Raw genomic sequence first — 4419 nt, forward strand, 5'->3', positions numbered from 1 at the left:
CGCACCTGTTTATCAAGTACCGCGAGTTGCTCATGCAGGGCCGCTCGCGCCAGCAGCAGCGGCTCGAAAATGCCGGTCAGTCCGAGATGTCCTTCGATCAGCCCCCTGATCGCACATCCCACCCACCGCGCGTCTTTAGTGGAACACGCAGGCCGTACCCGCGCAGAAGGCCGCGCATGCTGTTTTCCAGGTCGCGGACCCGGCGGACCAGGGCATCGCGCGCGGCTAACCTCGTGCGATGCTCTCTGGTATCGGTCGCCTTGAGATGCACCGGGCGGAACCACCCCATGCGCAGCAGATGCGCCATACCGCGGGCATCGTTGCGATCGCTCTTGGTTCGCATCGACGATAGAGCTGCACGGACCTGGCGGGTTTCCATCAGAACTGCCGCGACCCCACGTTTAGCTAGGCCGCGGACCAGCCACTCCGACATCGGCCCAGCTTCCAGGCCAACAAGCTCAAAGGCCGGCGCAATTTTGACAAGGCAGCACGCGAGCGCTTCGGGGCAGGTCGCCACCTCAAGCTCGCGGACGATGCTTCCGTCACGGCCCATCACGCAAACTGCGGTCTTTTCCAGCGATACATCCAGCGCAGCGTAGAACGTCATGGCCATTGTCTCCCTTGCGAAGGTCCCAAGATTATCTCCGGGACGGAGCCCAATGACCGCATCTCTGAATAGCACGGCTTGTGCGGCTTGCGTGGTTTGACTGGGGCGGCCTTTCCGCTGCGGATTGCAGGACGTTTGTTCGGCGGTAGTCGTAAAAGTGCGGTGCGCGCTTGGCCTTGGCGTGCAGGTTCTTCGCCAGCTGTTGAGTACTTTCGCCGCCTTGTCTACCACGCTGCTTGCGGGTTGTCAGTGCTACACTTCGACCCGCGATGATCTCACTTTCAAGCTCGCTTCGCTGCGCCGAAAAATACTCGCCGGCCGCTCTTGCGAAAAAAGGCAATAATGGACGTCCACTGAACCCCTCCATCATTCAAGACCACATGGCGGCGGCGACGGTGAACCCCCTGCCAAAGCACAACGCTGTCGATGAGAAATTCGACCGGGGGTAGTTTCCACGACATTCTCCCTACTAGCCGCAAATCGGGTGATGCGCCAATGATGTACCGTTCAAAATCCTCTCGATTAAAATAATCTGGGTGCCGATATTCTGGAAGCAAGAGGTACTCCGTCGCCACGCAGACGATGCCGCCGGGTCGGGTCACTCGCGCCATTTCCCTCATTGCCTTGGCTGCGGCTTCGTGCCCACCAAAATGCTCAATCGAGGACAACGACCAGCAAAAATCGAAGGCATTGTCTCCAAATGGCAGGTTTGTTCCGTCCGCCAATTGGAAGGATACGCGCTCCATATTGAAAGACCGTGCGCAGAACTTACTAGAATCTTTTAGGATTTCGGCGGGGGCCTCGGCGTCGCGGTAACCGGCCCACGTCTCGTTGCCGTAGAGGTCCGTGGCGGTGACGTGCTCGATCCTATCCGCCAGCCAGAAAATGATTGGCTCACGACCCGCTCCAACTCCTAACGCACGCGCGTTTGGAAGTACGACGCCGAGCTTGCTCAAGCCATACAGACAGTGTGTCCATTCATAGCCCTTGCGGGCGATTTCACCCTGCGTGTTCAGAAAAAGGTGCTTGTCTGTCGAGTAGGATTCGAGCTCACGGTGAAGTGCTAGCCACCTGGGATCTTTGTAACGTCGCGGATTGATGACTTCGGAAAGTGGCATCAGATAATGTCTCGATTGACGCAAAAGTTGGAGGGCAGGAACTGCCTGCTTTGAGCCGCTAGGTTGGGGACGCCGATTCCGATTCGCAAAGAGATGCCGATTCCGATTCCGCAAAGAAGAGAACACCATGAGGGACGCTACCACCATTATATCGCCAGTTGCCCCGGCCGAGCGGCCGCGAGACCGCCGGGCAGGGCGTGGACGCTTTGTCGAGCGACGCATCAACGCCGACGAAACCGCGGTTCTCCTGCAGTGCATGCCGCAGGAAGCTGAGCTTGGCTTCCTTGCCCGGCCCGCTGCTAAAGCTTCGCCTCGGGTCGTGTGAGGCATGCGTCGCGTTGCTGCGCCTCCCCCAGCGGAAGCCGCCTCGCGGTTGCGGCCCGGTCGGGGCAGGCAGGGCAGGAGCACGGGCGACCCATTCCTTAACTGAACACGCCATTGACAAACAGACGGAACATCGATAGGAGCAAAAATACGATGCGCATGGCGGGGCCGATATTGCTTATCCCCCAGCGCATTTCATGGCGAGTAGCTCCGGAAACGGCTTCCGGGCAGCGAGGGGGAAAGTAGATGTCGCCGGAAAAATGCCTCGCCTAGTTATGCCCACCGCAAAAATTCCCTCTTGACCTGCCGCCGGATGCGTATAGAGTTCACTGTACACGCTGTGTGTGCTGCTCGGAGAAATTCAGTTTTGCAGCTGGAGCCCCTTCTGTTGGCGCCAGCACCTCTAGGAGGAAGACATGGCTACGTGGCCGTTCACTGACGATCCCTTGGCTCAAACTAATTTGCTTTATGTTGGCTATTTTGGCCGTGCCGGGGATCCGGGTGGCGCGAATTTCTGGGTAGGCGAGCTTCTGGACGGATTGTCACTGCAAGCAGCGGCGGCCTCGTTCTCGGTGCAGGAGGAGGCGAAAGACAAGTACCCGCTGCTGGCCAACCCTTTGATCAATTCTCCGGCCAACATTAGCGCCTTCCTTGACGAAGTTTATGCGAACCTGTTTGCTCGCGCTCCCGATGCGGGCGGCAAGGCTTACTGGGCCGCTTACATTCAGGATGCGATCAACACGCAAGATCCGATTATTATTGCGAACGCGATCGGGCAGGCAATTCTTCTTATTTCGTTTGGCGCCCTAGGGACCGACCAGACGGTATTGTCGAACAAGGTAACGGCCGCTGACTATGTGACTAATGAATTTGCCGCTGCGGGGATTGATTTCACGACGCCACTTCCTCCCGGCACTCCTGAGAATGATGCCAATAATGTAGCGTTTTTATTTTCGACCGAGGCGGTCCACAGTGTGAATCTCGGCGGCCAGAGCCTAGCTACTTCTCAGTTGGCCACCGACACATTTGTTGACACTCCGCCGTCGGGCCGCACTTTCTTGCTCACTGTTGATCAGGATGAGTTCCACGGCACCGGCCGCGACCTGTTCAATGCATTTCTGAACGGTGGCCATGCGACGCTGACTGATTTCGACAACATCACATCCGAGGGCTCCAGCCTGGCCTTCGGCATCGGGAATCCTCCATTTGCGCCGGGCTTCAGCCAGCTTAATGGTTACGGCCCCGCCCTTCCTCCCGACTCGAATACCTCGGAGCTGGAAGTTCACGGCGCCTTCTTCGGCAGCGTGTTGAACGCGTTCTTTAATGCCACGGACAACGCCGACGATTGGCATCACAACACCGCCGTCAACTATGTGAGCGGGGTAAATATTGAAGGCATTCAGACCTGGAACATCAACGCGGTCGAGCCGATCTTCGATCAGAAACACAGCGGGTGGATCGTCATTACTGCGGGGAGTGGCCCGGCGCAGAATGTGATCAGCGGGCTGGAATACCTGAACTTCAATGCGAACAGCGGCAATTCCTCCCTGCTCGTCGGCGACAACACCGAGCCGGTGCAAACCCTGGTCAAGACGATCACCGTTTCCAACGCGGTTGGGACGGGGAAAAACGGCGTGGACGTTGATATCAGGGCCCAGGCGTTCACCGGCATTAATACGATCAACATCGTAGGGAACGTGGTCGGCGGCTTCCCGCTTGAGTTTCTTAGCACCAGCTTGATCATCCCGGACCCGATTGTCTGCGAATGCGACAAGAAGGACTGGAAGGATGATGATAATGGGACCACGACCGCCACGGCCAGCTTCTCTGAAGGCTCTGGCGGTTCTGGCGGCGGCTGGCATGACAAAGACTGCGACAGCCTTTGCGTGAACTGGCAGGGCTTTTTCGACAATGCCTATGCCATTGCGGCGGGCGCATCGAGCGGACCACCCGGTGAGGGCGCTCACCCTGAAACTGGCGCGATCAGCTATGAGAACTGGAACGTCTACTCGATTGGCGCTTGGCTGGTTGAGCCCAAGATCGAGTTCGGCAACTGGGTGCTGCAGAATAACGACGGCACCAAGGGCGGCGTCAACATCATGGCGCTGGGCGCCGAGGGGTCGCGGAGCCCCGAAACGCTCACCTTGCACGATGATGGCTCGAGCACGATCCTGTTTTCCACCGACATCAGCGACAGCAATGGCAGCGAGGATTGGCAGAACCTCACCAACATCAATCTGAGCGACACCACCGGCTTTGTGGTTCTGTCGGGCGCGCAGCTTGGTGATCTTCGGCACTCCAAGTGGAATAATAACAAGTTTTGGTCGCACTATTCGAGCGGCTTGCTGTCGGACGTCGGCACCGTTGCGG

Annotated in this window: 2 protein-coding genes and 1 pseudogene; 1 reads left to right on the forward strand and 2 read right to left on the reverse strand. The window is 58.2% G+C overall.

Features of this window, described 5'->3' with window-relative positions; translation table 11 throughout:
• Window positions 1–97: 97 nt before the first annotated feature.
• Both ACE4YL_RS10005 and ACE4YL_RS10010 read right to left on the reverse strand, forming a co-directional pair.
• Window positions 98–607: an IS110 family transposase gene (locus ACE4YL_RS10005; protein WP_461369607.1), complete on the reverse strand. Its 510-nt coding sequence runs from the start codon at window positions 605–607 to the stop codon at window positions 98–100.
• 281 nt (window positions 608–888) lie between these two features.
• Window positions 889–1725 carry a class I SAM-dependent methyltransferase gene (locus ACE4YL_RS10010; RefSeq protein WP_461369608.1) on the reverse strand — a complete coding sequence of 279 codons (837 nt, stop codon included), beginning with the start codon at window positions 1723–1725 and terminating at the stop codon, window positions 889–891.
• Between the two features lie 740 nt (window positions 1726–2465).
• On the opposite strand from ACE4YL_RS10010, the pseudogene ACE4YL_RS10015 reads away from it, so the two are divergent.
• Window positions 2466–4419, forward strand: a pseudogene (locus tag ACE4YL_RS10015) (hypothetical protein); the annotation flags it as partial.

Source organism: Candidatus Darwinibacter acetoxidans (genome assembly GCF_041936445.1).
In the GTDB taxonomy this organism is placed as follows: Bacteria; Bacillota; Limnochordia; order Darwinibacteriales; family Darwinibacteriaceae; genus DTU010.

Bases quoted from the DNA above. Each gene is read 5' to 3' on its own strand.
- ACE4YL_RS10010 (WP_461369608.1), bottom strand. From the start codon at position 1,725: ATGCCACTTTCCGAAGTCATCAATCCGCGACGTTACAAAGATCCCAGG.
- ACE4YL_RS10005 (WP_461369607.1), bottom strand. From the start codon at position 607: ATGACGTTCTACGCTGCGCTGGATGTATCGCTGGAAAAGACCGCAGTT.